23 protein-coding genes are annotated in these 25,503 nt (G+C 39.8%); 1 reads left to right on the top strand and 22 read right to left on the bottom strand.

Going from position 1 to position 25,503, the window contains the following annotated elements:
• Positions 1-89: 89 nt before the first annotated feature.
• The 13 genes from IEW76_RS04185 to IEW76_RS04125 all read right to left on the bottom strand — a co-directional run bounded on the left by IEW76_RS04185 (position 90) and on the right by IEW76_RS04125 (position 12,970).
• Positions 90-617, bottom strand: a complete 528-nt coding sequence (locus IEW76_RS04185; RefSeq protein WP_188651219.1) for a metallophosphoesterase — start codon at positions 615-617, stop codon at positions 90-92.
• 13 nt (positions 618-630) lie between these two features.
• On the bottom strand, positions 631-1,224 hold the full coding sequence (locus IEW76_RS04180) for an XTP/dITP diphosphatase (RefSeq protein WP_188651217.1): 594 nt from the start codon (positions 1,222-1,224) through the stop codon (positions 631-633).
• A gap of 16 nt (positions 1,225-1,240) precedes the next feature.
• Positions 1,241-1,993 carry a ribonuclease PH gene (rph, locus tag IEW76_RS04175; protein WP_188651215.1) on the bottom strand — a complete coding sequence of 251 codons (753 nt, stop codon included), beginning with the start codon at positions 1,991-1,993 and terminating at the stop codon, positions 1,241-1,243.
• Positions 1,994-2,539: 546 nt separating this feature from the next.
• Positions 2,540-3,619 carry a GerMN domain-containing protein gene (locus IEW76_RS04170; protein ID WP_188651213.1) on the bottom strand — a complete coding sequence of 360 codons (1,080 nt, stop codon included), beginning with the start codon at positions 3,617-3,619 and terminating at the stop codon, positions 2,540-2,542.
• Between the two features lie 692 nt (positions 3,620-4,311).
• Entirely contained in the window at positions 4,312-5,115 is an 804-nt protein-coding gene (gene racE, locus IEW76_RS04165; RefSeq protein WP_308422038.1) for a glutamate racemase, read from the bottom strand.
• A gap of 11 nt (positions 5,116-5,126) precedes the next feature.
• The gene (locus tag IEW76_RS04160; protein ID WP_188651211.1) at positions 5,127-5,603 is read right to left on the bottom strand and encodes a MarR family winged helix-turn-helix transcriptional regulator; all 477 of its coding nucleotides are present in this window, start codon (positions 5,601-5,603) and stop codon (positions 5,127-5,129) included.
• Positions 5,604-5,766: 163 nt separating this feature from the next.
• Complete coding sequence (locus IEW76_RS04155; RefSeq protein ID WP_036784583.1) at positions 5,767-5,991, bottom strand: helix-turn-helix domain-containing protein; 225 nt, start codon at positions 5,989-5,991, stop codon at positions 5,767-5,769.
• Between the two features lie 121 nt (positions 5,992-6,112).
• Complete coding sequence (locus IEW76_RS04150) at positions 6,113-6,763, bottom strand: response regulator transcription factor (protein WP_188651209.1); 651 nt, start codon at positions 6,761-6,763, stop codon at positions 6,113-6,115.
• A complete protein-coding gene (locus IEW76_RS04145; protein WP_188651207.1) occupies positions 6,756-9,125 on the bottom strand; it encodes a sensor histidine kinase in 2,370 nt (789 codons plus the stop codon). Before IEW76_RS04145 ends, IEW76_RS04150 begins: the two co-directional genes overlap by 8 nt.
• Positions 9,126-9,219: 94 nt before the next feature.
• Entirely contained in the window at positions 9,220-9,684 is a 465-nt protein-coding gene (locus IEW76_RS04140) for an acyl-CoA thioesterase (RefSeq protein ID WP_188651205.1), read from the bottom strand.
• Positions 9,685-9,775: 91 nt separating this feature from the next.
• Positions 9,776-10,543 carry a succinate dehydrogenase iron-sulfur subunit gene (gene sdhB / locus IEW76_RS04135; RefSeq protein ID WP_188651203.1) on the bottom strand — a complete coding sequence of 256 codons (768 nt, stop codon included), beginning with the start codon at positions 10,541-10,543 and terminating at the stop codon, positions 9,776-9,778.
• Positions 10,544-10,545: 2 nt separating this feature from the next.
• Positions 10,546-12,306, bottom strand: a complete 1,761-nt coding sequence (gene sdhA, locus IEW76_RS04130) for a succinate dehydrogenase flavoprotein subunit (protein ID WP_188651201.1) — start codon at positions 12,304-12,306, stop codon at positions 10,546-10,548.
• A gap of 55 nt (positions 12,307-12,361) precedes the next feature.
• Entirely contained in the window at positions 12,362-12,970 is a 609-nt protein-coding gene (locus IEW76_RS04125; RefSeq protein ID WP_188651199.1) for a succinate dehydrogenase cytochrome b558 subunit, read from the bottom strand.
• Positions 12,971-13,296: 326 nt separating this feature from the next.
• Between IEW76_RS04125 and IEW76_RS04120 the strand changes: the two genes are divergently transcribed.
• A complete protein-coding gene (locus IEW76_RS04120; RefSeq protein ID WP_188651197.1) occupies positions 13,297-13,728 on the top strand; it encodes a YslB family protein in 432 nt (143 codons plus the stop codon).
• Here the strand turns inward: IEW76_RS04120 and IEW76_RS04115 are convergent.
• The 9 genes from IEW76_RS04115 to uvrC all read right to left on the bottom strand — a co-directional run bounded on the left by IEW76_RS04115 (position 13,715) and on the right by uvrC (position 25,356).
• A complete protein-coding gene (locus IEW76_RS04115; RefSeq protein ID WP_188651195.1) occupies positions 13,715-15,163 on the bottom strand; it encodes a glycosyltransferase family protein in 1,449 nt (482 codons plus the stop codon). The two genes, IEW76_RS04120 and IEW76_RS04115, sit on opposite strands and share 14 nt — an antisense overlap.
• 90 nt (positions 15,164-15,253) lie before the next feature.
• Positions 15,254-16,189, bottom strand: a complete 936-nt coding sequence (locus IEW76_RS04110) for an FTR1 family iron permease (RefSeq protein ID WP_188651193.1) — start codon at positions 16,187-16,189, stop codon at positions 15,254-15,256.
• Positions 16,190-16,210: 21 nt separating this feature from the next.
• Positions 16,211-16,960, bottom strand: a complete 750-nt coding sequence (locus IEW76_RS04105) for a hypothetical protein (RefSeq protein WP_188651191.1) — start codon at positions 16,958-16,960, stop codon at positions 16,211-16,213.
• Between the two features lie 337 nt (positions 16,961-17,297).
• Positions 17,298-18,029 (bottom strand): glycosyltransferase family 2 protein, encoded by a 732-nt coding sequence (locus tag IEW76_RS04100; RefSeq protein WP_188651189.1) that lies wholly within the window; start codon positions 18,027-18,029, stop codon positions 17,298-17,300.
• Positions 18,026-19,486, bottom strand: coding sequence for an alkaline phosphatase family protein (locus tag IEW76_RS04095; protein WP_188651187.1), 1,461 nt, complete (start codon positions 19,484-19,486; stop codon positions 18,026-18,028). The genes IEW76_RS04100 and IEW76_RS04095 overlap by 4 nt, the downstream gene beginning before the upstream one ends.
• A gap of 4 nt (positions 19,487-19,490) precedes the next feature.
• Positions 19,491-20,408, bottom strand: a complete 918-nt coding sequence (locus IEW76_RS04090) for a lysylphosphatidylglycerol synthase transmembrane domain-containing protein (RefSeq protein ID WP_229721134.1) — start codon at positions 20,406-20,408, stop codon at positions 19,491-19,493.
• 4 nt (positions 20,409-20,412) lie between these two features.
• A complete protein-coding gene (locus tag IEW76_RS04085) occupies positions 20,413-21,351 on the bottom strand; it encodes an NAD-dependent epimerase/dehydratase family protein (protein WP_188651183.1) in 939 nt (312 codons plus the stop codon).
• A gap of 153 nt (positions 21,352-21,504) precedes the next feature.
• A complete protein-coding gene (locus IEW76_RS04080; RefSeq protein WP_188651181.1) occupies positions 21,505-22,737 on the bottom strand; it encodes a hypothetical protein in 1,233 nt (410 codons plus the stop codon).
• An 810-nt stretch (positions 22,738-23,547) separates the two neighbouring features.
• Positions 23,548-25,356: an excinuclease ABC subunit UvrC gene (gene uvrC, locus IEW76_RS04075; RefSeq protein ID WP_188651179.1), complete on the bottom strand. Its 1,809-nt coding sequence runs from the start codon at positions 25,354-25,356 to the stop codon at positions 23,548-23,550.
• Between the last annotated feature and the right edge of the window lie 147 nt (positions 25,357-25,503).

Genomic DNA, 25,503 nt, shown 5'->3' with positions numbered 1-25,503 from the left:
GTTATTCATTTTCGTTCCGTCTGTCGAAGCGAACAAAATTTATTATAAGGACTATATAGAAATATGTCAATACATTTTAGGCAGAAGATTTAACTTCTGCCTAAAAAAGTTGTTTCATATGTTAAACCAGGGATTGCTTCTCCTTGTTCATTATAGAACTGAACTCGAACAGACTGCCCTTCATCCCAGTTTACAATCGCATACGTTTTTTCAGGATGGTTTCTTGGTAAACGGATACTTCCTGGATTAATGAATAATTTACCACCGACCATTTCAGCACCTGCGATGTGGGAATGGCCAAAGCAAACAATTTGAGCACCTCGTTCGTCAGCACGATAGGATAAAGGCATTAATGTCGATTTAACACGAAATAGATGGCCGTGAGTGACAAAAAAAGACATGTTTTGTATAGATTCTTGTACTTCCTCCGGATACTCGTCATCAAAATCACAGTTGCCCTTGACCTTGATATATGAATCCATCTCAGCAGAACGGTAATCTAATTCTGAGTCTCCACAATGAATCATGCCATCTACTTCATGCGCATGACGGTCTTTTAGCAGCTGAACTTCTTCAGTTAATCCATGACTGTCGCTCACAATTAATACACTAGGCATGAGTTATCTCTCCTTATGAGAATAATTGATGGATGCTGTCTTCGATCTTAGATAGCGCACGACTCCGGTGACTGATTTTATTTTTCTCATCAGCCCCTATCTCTGCCATGGTCTCTTTGTAACCATCTGGGATAAAGATAGGATCATAACCAAAGCCACTTTCTCCATGTGGCTCTTCTGTGAGGTGGCCTTCACACGTCCCTCGTTCGAAGACTACATTTTGACCAGGTATACTAAGAGCCAATACGCATACAAAACGCGCTGTTCGATTCTTTTCCCCTTTTAGTTCTGATAAAACTTTTTCGAGGTTTTTTTGATCATCTTTTGGTTCTCCAGCATAACGTGCTGAATAGACACCTGGACTACCATCCAAAGCGTCAACTACAAGACCTGAATCATCTGCAATAACCGGTACATTTAATATAGAAGAAATTGTGCTCGCTTTTAATTCAGCGTTCTCTTCAAATGTTTCTCCTGTCTCTTCAACTTCAGGCAGGTTTTGGTCAAGATCATCGAGTGATAATGTCTCTATATTGTATTTCGAAAATAATTGACGAAACTCGCGAACTTTCCCCTCGTTATGCGTTGCGACAACTATTTTTTTCATAATGCCTCTCCCCTTATTACTGGTTGCGATTTCGATCGATATGGGCACTCCATTCACCAATAGCTTCTTTCTGTTGGTCAAATAGCTCCCCTATGCCTCCTTGGGCTAATTCAATCATCTTCTGCAGCTGTGGGTATGAGAATGTTGCTTCCTCTCCAGTTCCTTGAAGTTCGACAAATTCTCCATTACCTGTCATGACCACGTTCATATCTACCTGAGCTTTTGAATCCTCTTCATAACAAAGATCTAATATTTCTTCTCCAGTAGGTAGTACTCCAACAGATGTGGCAGCAAGAAAATCTTTAATAGGTAGCTTTTTAATGGTACCTTGTTTTACAAGTTTTCCAAAAGCAAGAACCATCGCTACAAACGCTCCCGTAATAGAAGCTGTTCTTGTTCCTCCGTCAGCTTGAATCACATCACAGTCTACCCATAGCGTACGTTCGCCAAATTGCTCAAGATCCACCACAGCTCTTAAAGAACGACCAATCAAACGCTGTATTTCCATCGTTCGTCCAGTAACTTTCCCTTTAGACGATTCTCTTATATTTCTTGATTCGGTTGCTCGAGGTAGCATAGCATACTCTGCTGTAACCCACCCCTTGCCTTGACCTCTCATGAAAGGAGGAACACGATCTTCTATGCTTGCATTACAAATCACTTTAGTTTCTCCTACTGTAATTAAGACAGACCCTTCTGGGTGCTTTACATAACCTGTTTCAATATGTACCTGTCTTAGCTCATTTTCATTTCTTCCATCCGTTCTCATGTTTCGTCCTCCTTCACTTAATCCTTGCTCATCTTAACATATTTTGAAGCAAAAGTTTACTGTAGTACCATGTCTCTTGAAGACGTTTGTTGATTTTTAATCTGTTCCATATAAGCCCACCGGGATACTCAAATTTGAGATATTTCAGCTGGAAGGGGCCGACGTTTATGAGTGCTTGGGCTTGCTCGGGGACAGCTCGCTTTCCTGCGGAGAGCTGGGAAGCCTCCTCATTCGCTACGCTCTCTGCGGGGTCTTCCCTAGGCTCCTTTTCCCGCGGGAGTCTCGCAGTCCCCGAGCAAGCCCTAGCTTTAAAGATGTGAACGGCCCCGCAGTTCGCATAAGCGTATCTGATGTCACCCAAGATGACATATTTTATTCACTCTTATATGGCAAATGCGGGCCACAGAAAAGCAAGTGGTTTCCAAGACAACATTACACTAAATTAGGCGAGGGGATAAAAGCATAGCTAATCAAACAATAACCACGAAAAAAGAGGCTTCTTTGGATGCCTCTTTTTCGTTTTATAGTATATGCTAAATCGGCTTATTAAAATCGACCTGTATTTACCATTTCAGGGCGAGTCACTGGTTTTGTGAAAGCATTTCCTTCTTCATCATATAACTCTTCAAAGTCTTTAACCTTTACAGACACTGCTTCTACTTTCTCATCCTCAGTTAAAGATAAGACAAGGGAATCCATAACTTTCTTTGAAATAATCGATTGATCTTCAAAGTTACTTAAGACATTTTCGTTGAATGTTAGAGTCAAAATACCATCTTTGACGGTTGGCTCTTCAGTTAACTGCACACCCTCGTTAAATACATTTAAAAGGTCTCCCTTATATCCTGGTCCATTCACAAGAGTTTGTATAATGGTTTCGTATTCACTCTCAGCTGCACCCTCTACACGTTTCGTAACAGGAACATAGTAAAATTGGTCGTCATGCTGGGCAGGATAATAAACGGTTACCGAACGACTGTTGGAGATATCAGCTACATCCCCTGTTTCAAGATTTATTCCGTTGGCTCGTGAATATCCGCTAGAAAGTGGAGTATTGTTCACTGGCATAACCTCAGCATCATAACCGTTAATTTGTAGCTTGATGCGGTCTACATTCTCGAACTGAGTGAGCGTGTAAGTCATAGATTGCAAGATCTTAAGCTCATCTTCGGGACGATATTCTATAAATTCTTTAGATACATCCACAACTAAGGTACCATCTTCTAGTAAATCAAGGCCGTTAACTTCTGTACCTGAAGGAAGGACAGCTTGGAATCCACTTGGCAAGAAGTCTGTAACAGGACCTCCTTTAACCAAGTATTCAAGAACTTGTTTAGCAACATCGTTCGTTTCCGGCTTAGGAAGAGGTAACGTTTGAGGAACAACCATGCCATTTTCATCTAATAAATAAAGTTGGCGGGCCACGGTCTCAACTTTGATTACCTCCGTGTTATCTGTTTGCCCCGCATTCACACTCTCTTCCGATACCGCGACCTCCCCTTCCGTATTTTCTTGTTGTGGCTGATCCATTTCTTTTAAAGATTGCTCCCCTTGAAAGACACATCCTGATAATAGAGCAACACTAGTGACAAGACTTCCACATAATAAAGCAGCACGCTTCCGCATGTTTTCCCCTCCTATGATGGTTTGTACTACTATATATACGAGCTATCTAACAAATTAGACCAACAATTACGAAAGACCACCTAAACAAAAGGCTCCCCTTATATTTAGCGTCCTTCCATATAAGCTTAAATGGAAGTCTTGAAGTTGAGTGAATGCTTCCGTTTGCCCAAATTGAGAATAAGGTGTTTCGGGAAATTACTCGCTTTCCGCGGCGAGCTGGGAAGTCTCCTCGTTCGCTACGCTCTCTGCGGGGTCTCCCCTAGGCTCTTACTGCCGCAGGAGTCTCGCAATTTCCCAAAACACCTTTGCCATATACAGAGGGAACGGTAGCATGCTACATAAGGAGGGCGTATTGTTGATGCCCCTCCATGCTTGAGCTGAGGGGGACGTTGTACAACTTCTGATAAGGGGTGTCTGGGGAACGGGGAGACTCCTGCAGGAGAAAGAGGTCGACGAGACCCCGGAGCGAGCGAAGTGAGTGAGGAGGCTCGACAGCTCGCCTGCGGAAAGCGAGTCGTTCCCCAGACACCCCTACCACTCAATAAACGTAACGGACCCACCCACGATAAAGTGTCTCGGCTTCGATTCTTAATTATTACTGCTCTCTTCTTGAAGAAACATAATATAAAATAAAATATTAAACTTAAAAGAGAAAAAAATCAGTCTACCCTTTCTAAGGGTAGACTGACAGTTTAATTACCAAGTGTAATGGTTCCTACATGGGAAATTCGTTCTTCAAACCAAGTATTGGCTATTTCCCTAAATAAGTTAGCATCACCAGTTGTGTAAAATTTATGAAGTGGTGGGCGATTACCTTCGTATAGCCTTCCGTAATAGTCCAGGATTACACTTACTTCCTGAGCTGTTTCGTCTCCTGATGAGATAACCGTGATGTCATCTCCCATCACTTTTTGGATCGTTTCTCTCAATAAAGGATAATGGGTACATCCTAGTATTAAGGTGTCGATATGATTTGCTTTCTTCATAGGTTCTAGCGTCTCTCTTACCACGTGTTCCGCTTGATCTCCCTTAAACAATCCTTGCTCTACTAAAGGGACAAACGGGGGACAAGATAGCGCATTCACCCTAATATCAGGATTAATATGTTGAAGTGCATTCGTATAAGCTTTACTTTTAATTGTGCCTTCTGTTCCGATTATACCTATATGTAGGTTCTTAGATACTTTAATGGCTGATCGTGCACCTGGTTGGATGACACCAATGACCGGTATGTCTAATTGTTCTTTAAGTTGTTGCAATGTGAAGGCAGTAGCGGTATTACATGCAATCACTAGCATTTTAATTTTTTTTTGTTGCAAAAAACGAACCATTTCCCAGGTGAAGTTAACGACTTCCTCCTCAGGTCTCGGTCCGTAAGGGCATCTCTTTGTATCTCCTAAATACACAAATTCCTCTTTTGGCAATTGGCGCATTAACTCCTTTGCTACAGTTAATCCGCCTACACCTGAATCTATAACCCCAATTGGTTGGTCCAAATTTATCGCCTCTATTCGTCGTTGCTGCTTTTTTCTTGCTGCTGGACATCCATCATCTCTGTATGCATACGTTGTAAAAATCCTTGTAAGCTATCAACTTCCTCATTAGAAAAACTACGAAGAACTTGATCTAAATATGCCTGTCTCTTATCAATTACTTCTTGTATTATGGATTCGCCTTTATCAAGAAGATGTATGAGGACAACACGTCGATCTTTCGGGTTCCGCACTCGTTCTACGAGTTCATTTTTCTCCATTCGATCAATAAGATCTGTCGTAGTACTGCAAGCTAAGTACATTTTATTCGATAATTCACCAATCGTCATATCCCCAGATTCCAATAACCATTGTAAAGCAATGAATTGAGGAGGGGTAATCGGGTAGTGATTTAAAATTTCTCTTCCTGTTTGTTTAATGATCCCAGAAATGTGACGCAACTTCTTCTCCACATCTGCAATCTTGACTTCTGTCGTCGTAACCTTGTCCAACTTGTTACCTCCCGAGAGTCCTAATGTAAATATCCTACGTTCATTGTTACGGTTTTCGAAAGAAATTGCAAGAATAAAAGAATGACGAAGGTATGGCCTCCCCCATTACAAGCTGAATGGATTCCAAAATAAATACCGACCTTCCGAAGAAAGTCGGCGAAATCTAGAGCTTAAGCTCCCCCATACGAAGAAGCTCAATTACAGCCTGCGAACGCCCCTTAACGCCCAGCTTCTGCATTGCATTCGAAATGTGATTACGAACAGTCTTCTCTGAAATGAAGAGTTCCTGTGCAATATCCTTGGTGGTCTTGTCTTGTACTAGCAATTCGAAAACTTCCTTCTCGCGTTTCGTGAGTAATTGCTTCGGCTTATAGTCTTTTTCCTTCAAGCGCTAACCCCTCCTTGCTAACTTAGAGCTGCAGTTCGAAGGGTAGTTATTTAGTCTTTACATCCTATGAAAAAAAAGATAAAGCTGTGCCACACAGACATTCCACTTTTTACTTATTTTTTTAACTCTCTGAGATTAACCCAAGCTCTTTCGCTCGAATTAAGGCTTCTGTACGAGAACGTACTTCTAATTTGCTAAAAATACCGGTTAACGTATACTCCACACTTCTTTGAGACATATGTAGGTTTTGAGCGATATGCTTGTTTGTCAGTCCTTTAGATACCTCGTTTAGTATCTTCTGTTCCTTCTCGTTAAGGGACAACGAACTGGCATCGCCATCGGAAGACATTTGCTGTGTCGTCGCTTCAGCTCTTCTTAACTGTTTAAATAAGTGAAGGGGAATAACAACTTCTTCCCGAAGTGCGCAATGTATGGCCGTTACTAGTTGATCTTTGGTAGCCGTTTTACTTACAAAACCAGATATATTGGATTCTACCAGAAGATTAAAATGTGTATTAATGTCAAACCCTGTATATATCAAAACTTTCATGTCTGGATAAGATGTCTTCACCCTTTTGGCGAGCTCCACACCATTCAACCCAGGCATGTATAAATCTAACAGTAATACATCATACGCATGTTCTTCAATTTTGTGTTCCGCACTCATACTATCAGATATAACGTCGACTTCCATATCTGCTTCTTGTTCTAGCATTGCTTTTGTCCCCATGCCTACTGCCGGGTGATCATCGACGATTAAAACATTAATCATATAACTCCTCCCCTTCATGGTTTGCTGCATTGAAAAATGTAATGTACATTTGAAATCCTTGTTTAGGAGCTGATTGTATACTGATCTCACCATTCAACCCATTTACCCTTTGTTCAATCCCTGAAATCCCCATATGTGAATAGGTTTCTATTCGTTTGTTCGGATTAATTCCAACTCCATTATCCTCATAAACTAACCTTACATCTGATCCCTCTCTATACAACATGATAAATACTTTATCAGCTCTTGAGTGCTTCATAGCATTCGTCAATAGTTCTTGCACAATGCGATAGATCCCAAGGACGTACTGACTGTTTAACTCTATTTGGAATGCTCTTGAATCAAACGTAACTGTATAGTTGGAGCGAAGTTGATATTGGTTAATCAAGTTCTGTAACGAAGGGATGAGTCCTAATTCCTCTAAGAACGGAGGCCGCAATTCGTTACACGTTTCACGAATGAGATGAATGTTATCCAATAACTGCTCCTTAAAGCTGAACATTTGCTTTTTTACATCTGGCTCCATTGAACGCTTTCGATTTACGAAATCATCCATTTGTCTGTATAGATATAATTGTTCTTGCAATACAGTATCATGAAGGTCAATTGCAATTTGCTGACGCTCATTTTCTGCTAAAGAGAAGAGTAGTCTTGAAAGCCAAGCAGGATAGTTTTGCTGGCGGTCGTTTTTAACATGTTGTAGCTCTTGGAATAAATCTTCAATAAGCAACAAGTTTTCGTGAGCAATATTCGTGTTATAGGAGATCGTTTGCAAATATCCCCTCTCATCTAAATTCAATTGGGTTCGGTTTGGCTTCTCTGAGATATAGAGGTAAGTAACTTTACTGACCGTGTGTCCGATCACCAGCACGTACCCTTCATGATCCTGTAGTTTCACTAAATTACCTACATCCCCCAATACTGTTTTAGACCGTTCCACACATTCATTCATTAATGAAAGAGGAACTTCTTGATAAAGACAGTAATAATTTGAAATCGTATTTTGAGAGAATATATAAACTTCTTTTAAATCTAATACATCAAGTAACTCACGCTTCAACCTTTTAAATAACCCAACCGCATCACGTTCTTTTTTCATTTCATGAACAAAGCGTTGCAGACTTTGGTGATAATTCTTCTTCTCAGAAAATAAATTTCTTTGAATTTGAAAATTGAAAATCTCTTTTACATAAAGAAATGCAATCATGATTATTAATATTCCAATACCCAATTGGATAAGATCTTGTATGGAAAAAGGAAAATCAATTGCAAACCCAACCAATGCTACAATTAACACAGTGGGTATAAATGAAGAATAAGCATAATACCGAATACGCCCCATTACGAAATCTATATCTAATAACCGCTTGGCTGTTATAAGATAGATAAAAGTAAGTGGCATGACCATAAGAAACAACGCGCTCGCTTCACCGGACAAGATTTGAAACCCAAACAAATAGTTTGGAAGCATAAACAAAAGAATAAATGGCGTAAAGGATACAAATAAACCCACGAGCATGTATTTTAGTATAGGAGCGTAAACCGTTTGTTTATATCGCTTATAGCCAACAACAATTAAAGATAACGCAATACAAGTGAAAGCAATAAATAATATTGAAATAAATTGAGGATACCAGTCAGGATAATAACCATTAACTAAACAATAAGCTTCATAAGTTACGACGGCACAGGCTCCAATTTTCATCCAGTTGTATACTCCAGACGCATACCACCTGCTTTGTAAATCTCTAAAATAACTATCAACAAAATGCAATAGTAACGCTGGTCCCATGAGTAATGTAACCGTACTCACTAACGTTGAAATCATGTCCCCTCTAGCAGACCCACTAGCAGATAAGTAGGCAAGTCCAACTGTTAAGAAGAATAAGATCAGCCTGTTACCTGATTCATCATGTTTTTTATGAAAGAGTATAAACAAGGATAAGAGTAGCATAATCAACATAAATGAGGATGGAAAGATGATGTAAAATAACCATTGGTCCAAGCTTACTTCATCTTCTATACGTGAATAACTGAGTTGTTCCATCTCTTTCCCATCAAAAGGTCGGAGAGTTAAGGAATCTGCTTTCTCTACTTTTTCGTATGTCTTAATGGTAGAATAGTCTGCCGGTTTCTGCATATTTACACTCAGCACTATGGAGCCTTCTTTTATTCCTTGGTTTGCGGCCCAACTATGCTTATCAACATGCGAAACCTCCCACTGTCCTCCTTCCGTCTGTTCTACATCAATACCTATATATGGTGTTTTTAATATAACCATTATTAAATAGATAGAAAGGAGCGTGAACAGGATTGGATAAAGATAACGCTTTGTTCCTCTAAAAATCTTTTTTGTCTTCATTGGGTACCCTCTATTATGTATAATTTCCGATATAAACTTCGACAAAATCGGTCTATTTTCCTAAGTTACCTTACCGAATATCATACAAATGAAATTACCCTTTTGCAACCGATACTTGATTTTCATAAGCTCTTTTTATTTCCCGGGGAATCGATATAGGTTTTCCTGATTCGGCATCAATCTGCACAATTCGACCCCTACCTGTTAAACAAACAGCACCTTCCTCATTTTTAACGAGATAATGCAGATCATAAGACGTGTTTCCTACGTAATGAATTTTGACAGCTACTGATAAGACGTCGTCAAAATAAACTTGCTTATGATAATCACATTGAAGATCTGCTGCAACTGGGATCGTACCTGAAGAATCAGACTCTTTCTGAAAAGCATCTATAGATTTTAAAAATTCAATTCGAGCTTCTTCAAAATAGATGAACGGAACTGTATTGTTCATATGACCAAACAAATCTGTTTCTGAGAATCGCACCTTTGTGCTTATTGAAAAACTGAATCCTTCTAACCACTTTTCAGGGTCTTCTACGTACGACACTTTTTTCATTCAAATTCCTCCTCTTATCTACTTGAATCCATAACAAACTCCTGCAACTTGAACAGCTGCAGGAGTCTGGATTTCGTTCTTATCATTTCAATTAGTTTACTTCGTGGTCACTACCAAAGAAGCTCTTGAAAGAATGTAAGGCTGTTTCTCTATTCATTGAAGCAATAGAAGTTGTTAATGGGATACCTTTTGGACAAGACTGAACACAGTTCTGTGAGTTACCACACTCTGCAAGTCCACCTTCGCCCATTAAAGCCTCCAAACGTTCATTTTTATTCATAGCTCCCGTTGGATGAGAGTTAAATAAACGAACTTGAGAAATGGCAGCAGGACCTATAAAGTCTGATTTACTATTTACGTTTGGACATGCTTCTAAGCATACACCACATGTCATACATTTGGACAACTCATAAGCCCATTGACGTTTGTTCTCAGCCATACGAGGCCCTGGCCCAAGGTCGTGCGTTCCATCGATCGGAACCCAAGCTTTGACCTTTTTAAGAGCATCAAACATACGGCTACGATCAACAGCAAGATCTCGCATAACAGGGAATGTAGACATTGGCTCCAGACGAATTGGTTGTTCTAGCTGGTCCACAAGGGCTGTACAAGACTGGCGAGGCTTCCCATTGATTTTCATGGAGCAAGCACCACATACTTCCTCTAAACAACCCATATCCCAATAAACAGGTGTTGTATCTTCCCCGTTTGAATTAACAGGGTTACGACGAATTTCCATAAGTGCTGAAATTACGTTCATATTCTGGCGATATGGTACATGGAATGTTTCTTCATAAGAAGATGATTCCGGGTCGTCTTGACGCTTAATTATAAAGGTGATGTTTTCTGTTTCGCTCATGTTTATTTACCCCCTTTACTTTTTGAATAGTCCCTCTTACGTGGTTGAATATGAGAAATATCCACGTCTTCATAGCTGAATTCCGGGGCATTCTTCTCTGGATTATAGCTTGCTTTCGTTGTCTTCAGCCACTCTTCATCATTACGTTCTGGGAACTCAGGTTTATAGTGAGCTCCACGACTTTCATTACGATTCAATGCGCCAATCGTAATAACACGAGCTAATTGAAGCATGTTCTGGAGTTGACGGGTAAACATAGCTCCCTGGTTACTCCATCTTGTAGTGTCATTAATGTTGATATCATTAAAACGTTCTTGAAGCTCTTGAATTTTCTCATCCGTTTTACGAAGCTTTTCATTCTCTCGCACTACGGTAACGTTATCTGTCATCCATTCTCCAAGTTCTTTATGAATTTGATACGCATTTTCTGTACCCTTCATATTAAGAATAGCATCAAAGTTCTCTTGTTCTTCTTTTAGCTTATCATCAAATAAAGTAGAAGACATATCTTCTGCAGTTTTATCCAGTCCACTGATATATTGAACGGCTTTCGGTCCTGCTTCCATACCTCCAAAAATCGAAGAAAGAAGTGAATTCGCTCCAAGACGGTTTCCACCGTGTTGAGTAAAGTCGCACTCACCAGCAGCAAATACACCTGGAATGGTCGTCATTTGATCATAATCAACGTAAAGTCCGCCCATTGAGTAGTGAACAGCCGGGAATATTTTCATTGGAACTTTACGAGGATCATCTCCTACAAATTTCTCGTAAATTTCTATAATTCCGCCTAACTTAACATCTAACTCTTTAGGATCTTTATGAGAAAGGTCGAGGTAAACCATATTTTCACCATTAATACCAAGCTTTTGATTCACACAAACGTCAAAAATTTCACGTGTTGCTATATCACGAGGTACAAGGTTCCCATAGGCAGGATATTTCTCCTCTAAGAAGTACCATGGCTCACCATCTTTATAAGTCCAAACACGGCCACCTTCACCACGTGCAGATTCACTCATCAAGCGTAACTTATCATCACCTGGAATTGCAGTAGGATGAATTTGAATAAATTCTCCGTTAGCATAAACCGCTCCTTGTTGATAAAGCGCTGATGCCGCAGAACCTGTGTTGATTACAGAGTTCGTAGATTTACCAAAGATAATCCCTGGTCCACCTGTAGCTACAATAGTAGCATCTGCTCTAAAGGCTTTAATTTCATGAGAGTTAAGATTCTGCGCCATAACTCCACGACTTACACCAGAGTCATCGATGATCGAAGACAAGAATTCCCAACCTTCATATTTTGTTACAAGCCCTGCCACCTCATGACGGCGTACTTGTTCATCTAAAGCATATAATAACTGCTGCCCCGTTGTAGCACCGGCATAAGCCGTACGGTGGTGTTGTGTACCTCCGAAGCGACGGAAATCTAGCAAACCTTCAGGAGTTCGGTTAAACATAACTCCCATCCGATCCAGCATATGGATAATGCTTGGAGCTGCGTCACACATTGCTTTGACTGGAGGCTGATTAGCTAGGAAGTCTCCTCCGTAAACCGTATCATCAAAGTGTTCCCAAGGAGAATCGCCTTCCCCTTTTGTATTTACAGCACCATTAATTCCGCCTTGCGCACAAACAGAGTGAGAACGCTTAACAGGTACAAGGGAAAGCAAGTCCACGTGTACACCGGCTTCAGCGGCTTTGATTGTTGCCATTAGTCCGGCGAGTCCCCCGCCTACGACTACGATGTTTTGATTACTCATTTTTTAATGCTCACTCCCTTAAATTCTTTCAAAGACGTTTATATCGTACTTGCATTTAAATAAACGCTAGGATAGCTGCTACCCCTACATAACTTAATGCGACAAAAATCGCCAATGTTACATAAGTAGAAATACGCTGTGAACGTGGAGACATAGTAATCCCCCAACTTACTAAGAACGACCATAACCCATTCGCAAAGTGGAATGTTGTCGAAACAACACCGATTATGTAGAAAACAACCATAAACGGATTAGCTAATATATCTGCCATCATGGAAAAGTTTACTTCTTCTCCTAGAGCAGCTTGAATTCTTGTCTCCCATACGTGCCACGTAACAAAGATTAGCGTAATAACCCCGGAAATACGCTGTAAATAAAACATCCAGTTACGGAAATAACTATATTGATTTACGTTATTTTTAGACGTAAAGGCAATATAAACCCCGTAAATGGCATGGAAGTAAAGAGGAATGAAGATAATGAATAGCTCTAATACAATGCGGAATGGAAGACTCTCCATAAAGTGAGCCGCATCGTTAAACGCTTGTTCCCCTCTTGTTGCGAAATGGTTCACAACTAAGTGTTGGATTAAGAACACCCCAACTGGAATAACCCCTAGTAATGAATGTAACCTGCGATAAAAAAACTCTCGATTGCCTGCCATGTGTGACGTTTACCCCCCTCGAATAGTATGTAACTTTATTTGCGCAAACTTTTCAGACAATAAAGCGCTTTACTAAACCCTTAAAAAAAGGAAACAAACTCTAGCTTCCCCTAATTTATCTGAAAAAAAGGCACAATTTATGTCACGTTTATTGTACTTCTATCCATGGTAAGCGTCAAGAAAACAAGTTAATAAATTGGTTGATTGTGGTTTTTCTTTTAAGTTTCCACTCATAAACTTTTATCTTTACTCTCTTTTCGAAAAGAACATATTGCAGAGAACCTTGCCCCCTGCAATAATGAAAAGAGCAGAGAGGATGAACATAAATGAATGAACAAATCGCCAACTTATTCGATGAATACAGTGATGTACCCTCTTCTTTAATTGGTCATGAGGTACTGAGGAATCAACTTTTACCAGATTTATTAGGTAAAGAAAAAGACACGATCTTATACTTTATGGGGAAAAGCTTGGCACGAAAATATCCTTGCGAATCAATTGATGAAATCGGAACATTTTTTGGAGCAATGTCCTGGGGTGAACTTTATTTAGAAAAAGAAAAAAAGAAAGAGTATCAGTTTACTCTTTCTGGCGAACTAACTCAAAAAAGATTAAAGTATAAAACCCCATATAATTTTCGTTTAGAAGCTGGCTTCTTAGCAGAACAAATTACATTGCTATTAGGTACGACAGCCGAATGCGCTTATGAATGTCATAGTAAAAAACAAACGATATCATTTACCGTTATGACGACATAATCCATTTAAATAAAGTAATATCGCTATAAATAGGGTCAAATATGTTATCAGAATCAAATTGTTTAACAGGGGTGAATGAGGACGTATCTACTCCTTGTTGAGAGAAACCACGAACAACACGTTCTGTAACATAGACCGTTTTCCCTTTTGCTCGTTGACTCCTTGCATTTTGTTCAAAAAGGGCATACGTTTGAACCTTTTCAAATGCTTTTGATACTCCTACATACTGCAACACCCGCTCCTCTTCCCAAGTGTATATTTTTAAGGGTTCAGATTGTCGCTCTATGTATTGAGCCAACTGATAAGTAGCAGGTAACTCCGTTGCCTGCTTTTCTACGTATTGAATACTCAAGATAGTTTGAACAATAAGGAGGATGGTACTAATCCATAGAACTCCTCTGCTTCTTGATTGAAGTGAGCGCATAAGAAAAACAGCAATAAGTATAACCACAACTGGTAGAATATGCCTTGGCTTATCTACATTCTGAGCAAAGAATGCCCAGACTGTATAAGCCATTAACAAACTCCACCATAGCTTATGATAAGAAAGATTGAGAGGTCGATAAACGTTATAAAAAACAAGAGTGCTATATAATAACAGAATGATAACAGTTTTGAGTGAAAGACCCACCCACAGAATATTTCCCCATAAAAACGTGATTGCACGAATAAAGAAAGGATCTTCTTCAGTCGCTATGGATCCACCCCACCCTGTAAAATGGCCTTTCACAAATTCAGTAGCAATGTATTCAAAGCTCCCTATACCCCCAACTGACAAAACTAGAGGATAAACCCAAAAGAGTTGAAAGATTATAGCTACCCCTGCTTGTTCTAGAACATGAGTCCCACCTTTCTCCTTCCACCTTTTATACCAAATAATCAAAATACCAATACTTAAAGGCAAATAAGAAAGCCTTACACCCATAAGAATGCTAAATAACAACAGAGAGAGAAGGTCAAAACTATACTTCCCTTTCTCAAGTGCTAATACAAGACTCCATATGTACCACCACATCACAGTATAAGCCATTCCTTCAGACATCGGAGAGGCTATAATGATATTTAAAAATGGGATTGATTGAGACAACGCAACTGCCATAATCGCTCTACTCATAGGAAGATACCGTTTATAGATTAGCCACATTGGAATTATAGAGGACAAGGATAGAACGCTATTCCATACGGACAGGGCGAGGGCAGGATCATTCACAAAATTATCCATCAACATTCCACCTAAAATGAAGTATGGATAGCCTGGGAAATGAGGTTGCATATCCAGAAGGTTAAATGATTGAACACCTAACGCGAAATCCACTGCATCCCAGCTTCTCGCGAAAGCGCTACTATAATGAGCACGGGCAAACACAATTAATACCAGGCATATGGCTGCGATCCCTGTGGTGCTATTTTCTATAAACCGTAATATTTTCTTCATGAACTAGTTTCCCTTCCTGCAATTAGATACGAAAAAACCCGCACATATGGCGGGTTTCATAGAGTTAGGTTTATAAGAGGGAGAATAGACTTAAGCTACGGTTTGATCCACTGCTTTAGACTTCTTTCTTCTAAATAGTTTAAACTCCTTGGCATGTAACATATTTGCACCAATAATAAATGCAAAGTATAGCCAGTATGCTGCGATTTGTTCAACAGTTGGATTATGACTGTACCCAAACATGGCAGCCATAAACAAACCAATCTGACCACTAACCATAACGTCATTACCTGTATCACGCTCATAATGCATCTCGTCTTGATAGTGCTCTGGCATAAATTCTACAATATCATAAACCGCTTTAGGAGTACCTTGTACTGTCTCATATACAGACCCCATTTTCCCTAAGTCCTGCAGCATGCCTACTCCTTGTACCAATAGTCCAGCAGCAATAAACATGATTAATACTCCGGTAACTCGGAAGAACGTTTTTAACGAGAACTTCATAGTCCCGGTGAAGAAAAGATATCCTAATATTAATGCAAGCATTAAACCGCTAAGAGCTCCATAACTTGTAAAGACCTCCTGGATATCACCACCACTTATTGCAGCAAAGAAGAACACGGTTTCCACGCCTTCACGTAGCACAATTAAGTACGTATGAAGAATAAGAGCTGTCACACTGCCTGCGGTAACGGCAGCATTGATTTTCTTTTGCATGTCTCCATTTACATTCTTCGATTCTTTCTTCATCCACATTACCATATGACTAAGCAAGATTACTGAAGCAAATAGAATACCTATCTTTAAGTATACTTCAGACCCAAAGCTAGCAAAGCCAGTAAAAATGACTTGGAATAACAAAGCAACTCCAAAGCTACTTAAGAGCGCAAAAAACACACCAGCGTACACCCAAGGATGATATTTCTTCGCATCTAAGCGCGTTAAATAACTTAAGATTAACCCAACAATTAATATCGCTTCTAATGCTTCTCTAAGTGTGATCAGAAAGGCTTGAAAATCCATAGTTGTTCTCCCCCTCTATGCCTATTCTTCCTTACGATTCTTCATTCTGTTAAAGACAATAAGTAAGACAAATAAAACGACAAGACCAATGGAGACCCACTTCCAAATAGGGCTTGACTCTCCATCTTCTCCACCAAACAGACCTAAGTTTTCCTCTGTTAAATTCGCATTACTATCCTCTTGATCAGGAACTGGAAAAGCTTCTTTTAGAGATGTGTTGATCGCTTCTATTTCACTATCAAACGTCTCTTGGTCACTTTCCTGATTCCCAATCCCAAATAGACCTGGATTTCCTAAGGATTGCAAGGCTTGATCAAAAGAGTCATAAATGGATTGAACTGCCTCTTCCCCTTGATCATCTTTAAAAGAAGGTTGTAAAACGTCAAATGTACCCCGTGCTTTGGCAAGTAATAATTTTGCCTGACCATAATCCTCAAATTGTTCCTGAGCAAAATGAAGACGACGCTCCACATTTAACCGTAGCGCTGTTCGATAACTCTTTAAAAGTAACTCTTGGTTTTGATTTTCGAGCGCTTGCTCTATGTAAGGAACCGTTTGTTTAAAATATAAGTTAAATTCTTTATCGTATGTTTCAATAATTTGTTCAGCTTGATCCCAATCATCAGCTTCAACGTACTGTTTCACTTCTTTATAAGCTTCGGCGAATTTTTCTTCACCAGGGTCCCCATAAGAATATGCAGCTAATTGGATTGGATTCATAATTAGTAAACTAAGTGTAAGCGTTATAATGGAAATGATAATCTTTTTCATTTGAGACCTCCTACGATAATGATAATGATTATCAACGTCTGAGTCAAGCAGAGTTTAGCATTTTTTTACCTAACAGATGGTTTTCTTTAAGCTATACAATAACAGAGAACTCTGGTAATTATTTTTTGTGTAGATAGGGCCGTTACGCTTGTTGAGTGCTTGGGGTGTCTGAGGAACGACTCGCTTTCCCAAACCGCCTCACGCTCTAACTACGCAAGCGGAAACATTCTCTCTCATTTTCAAGTCTTCAACAATCCTCCCCTATTCTTGAATAGCCTATTATTAAAAAAAGGTGACAGGGGAAACGACTCGTTTCCCTTGCCACCGCATCACTACATCAAGTCCACTCTTCATTCCCTTGAGATTTAGTGAAAGGGATTGGTTTTCGTCTCATTTCACGATAAATCGCAGGTAATACAGAGCTCATATAAGCTTTAAATTTAATAAAAGATTCACCTTTTTTTCGAACTTGATAATGGATCGGGATTTCTATCATTCGGAAGCCTTTTCTAACAATGTTAAGCGTGACAACCTGGGCATAATTGTAGTCATGGATGATTTCAGCCTCTTGTAAAACCTCTTTAGAAAAAGCTCTCATGCCAGATTGACCATCATGAATCCACCTTTTCAATAGAATGGATTGAAGAAGGGTGAAAGCGTAGTTCCCAAGGCGTCGGTGTACCTTCATCCCCTCAATCGTGCCTAGAAACCTTGATCCCATAACGTAATCAGCCTTTCCGTCCAAAATAGGCTGGATCACGTCAGGAATTTGACGGCCAGGGTATTCTAAGTCAGCATCGATCATAACACCGATATCTGCACCTAGTTCTAAACATCGTTGAAACCCTTGTCTGACAGCAGCGCCTAACCCCTGATTGGTTTCATTTTGATAAACTGCATCAACTCCTGCTCGATTGGCCAGCTCTACGGTTTTGTCTTTGGAACCATCATCAATGACAATGATCTTGACTTCCACATCCGGACTCATTGTCCGAGGAATCGTTTGAATCATTTCCACTATACAATCTTCTTCGTTGTAGGCAGGTAAAAATACGACTACCTTTTTCATGATGATGGGTCCTCCTTCTCCTGCTCCGTCAGTACTTCACCACGTGAATGGTCAGGGAAAGGTGCCCCAAGTAACTGTGCAATCGTTGGGGCCATAGACACAAGACTATGCTTTTTCTCTACACGTTTCCCTTTCTCTATAGTTGGGCCTGTCATGAAGAAAGGAACGAAACGTTCTCCTTCATCTAAGTGACCATGCCCGCCTATCCCATCAGCTTGACCATGATCGGCGCAAACCATAAGGGTTGTATTCTCCATAAACCCTTTTTCTGTTAACCAATCTACATAGTCTTTAACAAGCGTATCTGTTTCTTCAATTTTTTCGATATAATCATCGTATAACACCCCACGACTATGTCCCGTTTGGTCCGTACTTATTAATTGCATAATAAATAGTTCTGGGTTTTCTGTCTCCATTATTTCTTTTCCTTTTTGAACAATGTTTTGATCCGCCACGTCGTTGTGCATCACAGCTGTTACTGTATCTACATCATCCCCGAACGTATCAACAAGATGCGCAATGCCAAGTAATCGCCCTTTTTTATCTACTTTACGTAAAGAATCGAAAATACTTTCAGTTTGTGCCCCGAGCTTCCATACCATGTTACTTTGTATTTTATGTTCAAATGGATAGGTTCCAGTAAACATAGAGGTGAAACAGACAACCGTACGAGCAGGATATACGGTCTCCATTTGAGTATATTCTGTTCCTTGCTGTTTTAAAGAATCAAGGAAAGGTGTATGAGCGGCCTCGAAACGGTCTTTTCTCATTCCATCAATAACAATTACAATGACACGCTCATTTGTTGCTTCTTCTGCTTCACTGTAATTTTCTTTCGTGTAGGATTCATAAGGCTTTGGCTTCCAATCAAATAGAAAATGGTGCAAAATCCATGTGAAAACCGCCACGCCTGCGTAGAACAAGATAAGTTGATAGAGATTAGTGATACTTAGACCACCCGTATCTAAATGTTGAAAAGCATACTCCCACACCCCTAAAAGGAGAACAAATTTAGGTATTTGCTCTTGTGCATTCCCACTTGTTGAGTCGCTATTCTTTAGTACGAGCTTCCAAAATCGTGTAAAATTCCACCATGTCGTACCAATTCTCATATGATAATAAAAAGTTCCCCAAAAGAACACAGTAAAGAAGAAATATAAACCAAGAGCTAACAACCATAACGATAAATAGCTACTTTGGAAGATCATTAAAAATCCTACAACCGGAATCCATAAATATGACCTTAATAATAATGGAAAATCAAAATAATAAAACAAGGCTAATAACGGTAATACGTATATAACACTGATCGCTAACGCCCCAGCTGATGTATACAAATCGTTTAAGTGATACAAAAGCATTGTACCTATAACAAAAATAGGAGTGAAAGGTTTTCCTTCGTTTAATAAATTCCAGCCTCGTGCTGCTACTTTTTCAAATGATGAAGCTTGTTTCATTGTATTACCCCCTCCTCTTAAGCCATCTTTTAACAACGGTGCTTGATACGGGTGTCAGATAAAAACTTATTACCCCAGTTACATAAGCATACATAAATTTAAATACATGCGTAATGATAGCAATTGTATAACCCGTCTCGATCGGAACATCTATAAAGGTCAGGGCATAACTCTGTACACTCTCATAACCTGCAATGTTTCCAGGTGTGACCTGAAACACACCACTTACTACAGCTACAGATGTCGCCCAAACGGCTTCGAAGAATCCAATACCTTCAATTGCAATCCTACCAACACTATAAATCGCAAACCCTTCGAGTACCCAACTTAGTAGAATTAGACCAAATAGGAATAGCCCTTTTATAGATAATAATGTAGATGAAAAATGGACCATAGATTGAAAAACAGATTTCCTTAGTACATGCTTAGTGCGAAAAGGTAGCGCGATTACAAGTAAAACCATAGCAATCAAGGCGATCATTCCTACATAGAAAAACGTATCCATATATAAAAAAGTGCCAATACCAGCCAAAAGGACAAGCCCGCCTAAATCAAGCACCCTCATTGCCACAACACTACTTACACTTTGCTCCCAGGATAAAGGTTTCGCCCCTTTAATCACACCTGCTCTTACAACATCACCCGTTTTAAAAGGAAGAATATGATTCATAAATAGCGCGTAATGTATACCAGACCAATAAGGAGCAAAGCTGCCCTTTTCACCTATATAGCTCTGCCAAACATATGCTTTCACACAAAAAGAAAGAGCATAAGTTGACATCATTACCCCTAGCCATAATGGGGAAAAAATTAATTCCATCGAGACCCGTGTAACCGTCTCTAAAGAAAAATAATGTACAGTTAGATATATAAATAAGCCTGATAAAAGGAGACCAGCTATCCGAATGATCCAACTAACCATTCTTTTACTTTTCATAACTCATAAACCATTGAACTGTTTTTCTAAGCCCTTCTTCAAACGTGTGCTTTGGCTCATACCCAATTAACTGCTTAGCTTTTGTCAAGTCAGCCCATGTTTGTTGAACATCGCCTTTTCGAAATGGTGCATAATTAACCTTCAATTCAGGAAAGAGTTCTTTTAATGATTCCACTAATGTTTCAATTGTGACTGGGTTACCAGAACCAATATTATATACGTGATTCCCCTTACTATGTTGAAGCGCCAGACGCATACCATCCACTATGTCATCTATATAAGTATAGTCACGAGCTGTACCGTTCCCGAAGACGACGATTGGTTCACCTTGAAGACTTGCTTGAATGAATTTCGGTATCGCCATGTCCGGTCTTCCCCATGGTCCATACACTGTGAAGTAGCGGAAAACTGTTAATTGGAAGCCGTATACCTGCTGATACATGTGTGCATAAGTTTCCCCGCTCACTTTAGCTGCAGCATAAGGTGAAGAAACATTTTGGATAGGTAAATCTTCACTCATCTTCCCGGTTCTGTTTCCGTATACAGATGAAGAAGACCCAAATAACACGTGCGGGATTCCAGCTTCTCCAGCAAGGGTTAATACGTTGATGGTTCCTTTAATATCTTCATCGACGTATTCTAAAGGCTGTTCGAATGAATAAGGAACTCCCGGTAAAGCAGCCAAATGGACAACAGCTTCAAATGGCTGACCAAAAATGGGTGCGCAACTTTCTTTATCTAATAAATCTACCTCGTGAAATGTAAGGTTATCGTAACTAAAGAGTCGGTCTAACTGTTCCTTCTTTCGACTGTAGTCATAGTAAGGATGAAATTTATCAATAATGGTAACTTTATGGCCATCTTTTAATAGAGATTCAGTCAAATGTGAACCGATAAACCCAGCTCCACCGGTTAGTAGTATGTTCATATTCTCACCTCATCAAGACATCTTGTTCATTTTATCACAATTAAATCGTGTTTCGAATAGCATATGTATAGTTAAGGAACCCATTAAAAAGATCCTGTAACTTAGGTCAAAGTTACAGGATCTTCTTTACCGTTTACTCTTTTCTCGAGAAGATTACTTTACAAGTTGGTCTAACGTTGAAACAATTTCTTGACCAAGTTGCTCTGCTTCTTCAGCATTCTCGTTACTTACTGCCTCTAACCAAGATTCTGCTTTTTGAAGTGTTTCCTTCGTTTGCTCTTCCCCAAGCGATTCTGTCATTGACATTTCAATTGCCTTCGTGAACATGTTCGCTTCAAGAGCTTCTGTTCGGGCTTTAGTAATGTTTCCGTTTTTCACTTCTTCAACTGATTCAGTATGATAGCCTTTTATTTTCCCTACAAAAGCTTGAACAAATAAGTCATTTACTTCATCTGCTTTAATCGTATTTGGTTCTGTTTGATCAAGGCTGAATAAAGTATTAATCTGCTTAGCCGCTTCTTCGTCACCTGAAGAAAGTGAACCTTTAATTGCTTGATAGAATCCCCATGCTTCTGCTTGTTCAGCAGCAAGCTCATCATTAGAAGCACCTTCATTAGCTGCCTTTTCAATCTTTTCAGCATAAGACTGAGCAGCTAGGAAATAACTGCGATAAATTGATTTGTCCGTAATCTGTTTGTACACACCAAAGTCATCTGCATTCCCTGCTTGTAATGCTTCTTGTTGAGTCGTTAAGCCAGCATTAATGTTTTGCTCAAGACTCGAGTCCCCTTCTAATTCATAATAGCTGTCACGCTTCACAGCTGTAGGGATAAATACTTCGTTGGCTAGGAATTTAAGCTTATCAAACTGCTGTTGAGCTTTCTCTTTTGTTCCTTCTTCTAGCTCTTTAGCAATTTCACTATGCATACCCTTTTGCTTTTGATAAAAGTATGATTGAGTCGTTTTATCAATGATTTGTCGAGCTGCATTTTTCTCTAAAGAACCATCTTTCCCTGCAGATATAGCAGCTGTAATCGCTTGATCAAATTCCCCATTCACACTAGTTAAATCCTGTTGAAGTTCTGCTGTATATGTATCTTTAATCATGTCCCAGTTCACTTCTTGATCTTCTTTCATCTTATCTAATTCTTTTGTAATATCTTTATAAGCTTGAACTTGATCTTCAATGGAAGCCGTTTCAGCTTCTTCGTTTTGATCTTGTTCTTTTTCTTGCTCTTCTTGTTCGTTATCCTGCACTTCTTCTTGCTGTTCAGAATTTGTCCCTTCTGACTCTTCTTCCCCTTCACTATCACCAGCACATCCTGCTAGAACAAGTGAAAACGATAACCCCGTGAATAGTAATGTCTTCTTAAAGCTAAATGGCATATGTAGTCCTCCCAAATGAAAATGATTTTCAGTGATGTTCTGTTATGTATTATATAGAGAACGATTCTCAATGTCAATGAGAACTTTTTTCATTTACAGTGTATAATACATCCTTTTATTTACACTTTCGATCATCGTTGCCTTATTCCAGATATGGACAGGATTGTTGAAGACTAACAGTTGAGTGAGTATTTCCGTTTGCTTTATATGAGCGTAAGGTTGGCGTGGAAACCACTCGCTTTCCTGTGGGGAGCTGGTGAGCCTCCTCAACCGGCAAAGCCGGTCTCCGGGGTCTCACCTAGATTGAAAAGTGCAAGCGTGGTGCCTAGGACCGTACGGATAAGACAGCTTTTTGGAAAAGGCGTTTAGCCTTTGTAAAAAAGATGACTTATCACGCTAGGTCCTCCACGCTGGAACTAGCCTGGCTCTTCTGCCCACGGGAGTCTCGCAGTTTCCAGGCCAACCTTTGCCATATAAGGATAAACGAAAACATGCCATATATGGTGACATCAGATCTCCTAATGCGAACGCGAGGCCGTTCACCTCTATTAAAGCCAGGGCTTGCTCGGGGACGGCGAGACTCCCGCGGGAAAAGGAGCCTAGGGAAGACCCCGCAGAGAGCGTAGCGATTGAGGAGGCTTCCCAGCTCCCCGCAGGAAAGCGAGTTGTCCCCGAGCAAGCCCAACCGCTCATCAAACATAACGGTCCCTTCCTTCTGAAAATATCTCAACTTCGAGCCTTCCATATAAGGGGGGTTATAGGAAGAAATAACGCCTTCTCCTAATACAGGAGAAGGCGTTACATCACATACTATTCAAGAGTTTCTTCCTCAGGTTCCTCTTCTGCTGGTTGATTAAGATAATCAAGGATAGTTTGAGCAAGGGGGGTTGGTACACCAAGTTTAGTTAAATCTTCAACTTTTGATTCTCTGATGTGCTTAACGGATTGAAAATGACGTAACAGAAGCTTACGCCTTTTTTCTCCTACACCTGGGATTTTATCAAGCTCGGACTGGATTGCACCTTTCCCACGTAATTGACGGTGGAATGAAATAGCGAATCGGTGAACTTCATCTTGTACACGCTGAATTAAGTAGAACTCCTGAGACTGGCGATCCATTTCTACAACAGCGGGCGGGTCACCGTAAAGCAATTCACTGGTCCTATGTTTATCATCTTTGGCTAGTCCACAAAGAGGAATATCAAGACCCAATTCATTTTCTAAAACATCTGTGGCAGCTGACATTTGCCCTTTACCACCATCTACTACAATTAAGTCAGGTAATGGCAATCCGTCTCGTATTACTCGCTTATAACGCCTCCTAATGACTTCACGCATTGTATCATAGTCATCAGGGCCTTTAACGTCACGAATTTTATATTTACGGTATTCTTTCTTTTCCGGTCTGCCATCGATAAATACGACCATAGCCGAGACTGGATCAGCACCCTGAATATTGGAGTTATCGAAAGCTTCAATTCGGTGAGGGATCTCAATGTTCAACTTCTCACCAAGTTCTTCTACAGCTTTAATCGTTCTTTCTTCATTTCTCTCTATTAATGAAAACTTCTCCTGCAACGCGATTTCAGCATTTTTCATTGCTAATTCTACAAGCTCTTTCTTTCTACCTCTCATCGGTATCGTTACATCTACCTCTAATAATTCTTTGAGTACGTCTCGATCTGCTCCTACAGGAATCAGTACTTGTTTAGGTTTTGGATGGTTTTGATGAAGGTAGAAGCGACCTATAAAGCTTAAGAATGTTTCTTCTGCATCATCAAAAAATGGAAAGATCGACACGTCGCGCTCTATGAGTTTACCCTGTCGTACAAAGAAAACTTGGACACACATCCATCCCTTATCATAAGAATATCCGAATATATCCCGATCAATTTGATCATTTAAGGTCATCTTCTGTTGTTCCATGACCGATTCGATATGCTGAATTTGATCACGTAACTCTTGGGCTCTTTCGAAGTCTAAATCCTCTGAGGCTTTGTACATCTTCGACTGTAGATCTTGCTTGATATCTTTGAAGCCTCCGCTTAAAAAGCGTGCAATTTCATTTACAATATCTTGGTTTTTTTGCTTTGTGACTGTGTACTCACAAGGGCCGAGGCATTGATTCATATGATAATAAAGACACACTCGGTCAGGCATTGTATTGCATTTCCTTAACGGATACAGCCGGTCAAGAAGTCGCTTCGTCTCTCGGGCCGCGATTACGTTTGGATAAGGTCCAAAATATTTGCCTTTATCCTTTTTCACTTTTCTTGTCACGATCAGACGGGGGTGTCTTTCTGCAGTAATCTTTAAGTAGGGATATGTTTTATCATCTTTTAATAAGACGTTATATTTAGGGTCATATTTCTTTATTAAATTCATTTCTAATATAAGCGCTTCTATTTCAGAGGAGGTTACAATGTATTCAAAATCCACAATTTCTTGCACGAGCCGTTGTGTTTTTGCGTCATTTGCTCCTGTAAAATAGGAGCGGACACGGTTTTTTAATACTTTTGATTTACCAACATAGATAATTGTTCCATGTTTATCTTTCATTAAATAACATCCTGGCTGATCTGGAAGGACAGCGAGTTTTTCTTTGATGTTATCAGACACGTTTCATCACTCTCCCAAACTACAAAACGATATTTATAGCTCCTTTTCCCACTTCCACCTTCTACGTAACACACCTAATGTGTTTCTTAGATGCGGAATACTACAAAAAAATTGCTTATTATTGAAAAAACAGCCTGATGACTCAGG

It is taken from the genome of Pontibacillus salipaludis (assembly GCF_014642405.1).
In the GTDB taxonomy this organism is placed as follows: domain Bacteria; phylum Bacillota; class Bacilli; order Bacillales; family BH030062; genus Pontibacillus; species Pontibacillus salipaludis.
The sequence above is the reverse complement of the archived record's forward strand: the minus strand, read 5'-3'. Positions and strand labels throughout refer to the sequence as shown.

Bases quoted from the DNA above. Each gene is read 5' to 3' on its own strand.
- IEW76_RS04185 (WP_188651219.1), bottom strand. From the start codon at position 617: ATGCCTAGTGTATTAATTGTGAGCGACAGTCATGGATTAACTGAAGAA.
- IEW76_RS04180 (WP_188651217.1), bottom strand. From the start codon at position 1,224: ATGAAAAAAATAGTTGTCGCAACGCATAACGAGGGGAAAGTTCGCGAG.
- rph (WP_188651215.1), bottom strand. From the start codon at position 1,993: ATGAGAACGGATGGAAGAAATGAAAATGAGCTAAGACAGGTACATATT.
- IEW76_RS04170 (WP_188651213.1), bottom strand. From the start codon at position 3,619: ATGCGGAAGCGTGCTGCTTTATTATGTGGAAGTCTTGTCACTAGTGTT.
- IEW76_RS04150 (WP_188651209.1), bottom strand. From the start codon at position 6,763: ATGATTAATGTTTTAATCGTCGATGATCACCCGGCAGTAGGCATGGGG.
- IEW76_RS04145 (WP_188651207.1), bottom strand. From the start codon at position 9,125: ATGAAGACAAAAAAGATTTTTAGAGGAACAAAGCGTTATCTTTATCCA.
- IEW76_RS04140 (WP_188651205.1), bottom strand. From the start codon at position 9,684: ATGAAAAAAGTGTCGTACGTAGAAGACCCTGAAAAGTGGTTAGAAGGA.
- sdhB (WP_188651203.1), bottom strand. From the start codon at position 10,543: ATGAGCGAAACAGAAAACATCACCTTTATAATTAAGCGTCAAGACGAC.
- sdhA (WP_188651201.1), bottom strand. From the start codon at position 12,306: ATGAGTAATCAAAACATCGTAGTCGTAGGCGGGGGACTCGCCGGACTA.
- IEW76_RS04125 (WP_188651199.1), bottom strand. From the start codon at position 12,970: ATGGCAGGCAATCGAGAGTTTTTTTATCGCAGGTTACATTCATTACTA.
- IEW76_RS04120 (WP_188651197.1), top strand. From the start codon at position 13,297: ATGAATGAACAAATCGCCAACTTATTCGATGAATACAGTGATGTACCC.
- IEW76_RS04115 (WP_188651195.1), bottom strand. From the start codon at position 15,163: ATGAAGAAAATATTACGGTTTATAGAAAATAGCACCACAGGGATCGCA.
- IEW76_RS04110 (WP_188651193.1), bottom strand. From the start codon at position 16,189: ATGGATTTTCAAGCCTTTCTGATCACACTTAGAGAAGCATTAGAAGCG.
- IEW76_RS04105 (WP_188651191.1), bottom strand. From the start codon at position 16,960: ATGAAAAAGATTATCATTTCCATTATAACGCTTACACTTAGTTTACTA.
- IEW76_RS04100 (WP_188651189.1), bottom strand. From the start codon at position 18,029: ATGAAAAAGGTAGTCGTATTTTTACCTGCCTACAACGAAGAAGATTGT.
- IEW76_RS04095 (WP_188651187.1), bottom strand. From the start codon at position 19,486: ATGAAACAAGCTTCATCATTTGAAAAAGTAGCAGCACGAGGCTGGAAT.
- IEW76_RS04090 (WP_229721134.1), bottom strand. From the start codon at position 20,408: ATGGTTAGTTGGATCATTCGGATAGCTGGTCTCCTTTTATCAGGCTTA.
- IEW76_RS04085 (WP_188651183.1), bottom strand. From the start codon at position 21,351: ATGAACATACTACTAACCGGTGGAGCTGGGTTTATCGGTTCACATTTG.
- IEW76_RS04080 (WP_188651181.1), bottom strand. From the start codon at position 22,737: ATGCCATTTAGCTTTAAGAAGACATTACTATTCACGGGGTTATCGTTT.